Source organism: Lacinutrix sp. MEBiC02595 (assembly GCF_053601555.1).
The window spans coordinates 1-894 of sequence record NZ_JBSHNU010000096.1 but is presented as its reverse complement, the minus strand read 5'-3'; the positions used below and the strand labels follow the sequence as shown (position 1 = coordinate 894).

1 pseudogene is annotated in these 894 nt (G+C 43.7%); it reads left to right on the top strand.

Annotation, left to right across the window (positions count from 1 at the left end):
- Positions 1-894: pseudogene (locus ACVCZW_RS00455) on the top strand (hypothetical protein); the annotation flags it as partial.

The window sequence follows — 894 nt, the reverse complement described above, 5'->3', positions numbered from 1 at the left end:
ATGCTTCTTTTAATATGACATCTACTTGTGATGGCGGCACCGCAAATATTACCGGAGATCTTGGTGGGAGCTTTACGTTTAATCCGATGCCAACGGATGGAGCAACAATAAACGCAACTAGCGGAACGGTAACTAATGGAATTTCAGGAGCGATCTATACTATTGAATACACGAGTCCAGGAACCTGCGGAACAAGTAGCACACAACCGGTAACTGTTTTAACTTTAGGAAACGCTTCTTTTAATACGACAGCAACTTGTGATGGCGGAACATCAAATATCACAGGAGATCTTGGTGGAAGCTTTACTTTTAATCCGATCCCAACCGATGGAGCAACAATAGATGCAACTAGCGGAGTGGTAACTAATGGAATTTCAGGAGCGTCCTATACTATAGAATACACGAGTCCAGGAACCTGCGGAACAAGTAGCACACAAACGGTAACTGTTTTAACCTCCGGAAATGCTTCATTTTCTACGACAGCAACTTGTGATGGCGGCACCGCAAATATCACAGGAGATCTTGGCGGAAGCTTTACTTTTAATCCAATACCATCCGATGGCGCAACAATAAACGCAACTAGCGGAACGATTACTAATGGTATTTCTGGAACAACCTATACTATAGAATACACGAGTCCAGGAACCTGCGGAACAAGTAGCACACAAACGGTAACTGTTTTATCCTCCGGGAATGCTTCTTTTAATACGACAGCAACTTGTGATGGCGGCACCGCAAATATCACAGGAGATCTTGGTGGGAGTTTTACTTTTAATCCAATACCAACCGATGGTGCAACAATAAACGCAACTAGCGGAACGGTAACTAATGGACTTTCAGGAACCACATATACGATAGAATACACGAGTCCAGGAACCTGCGGAACAAGTAGCA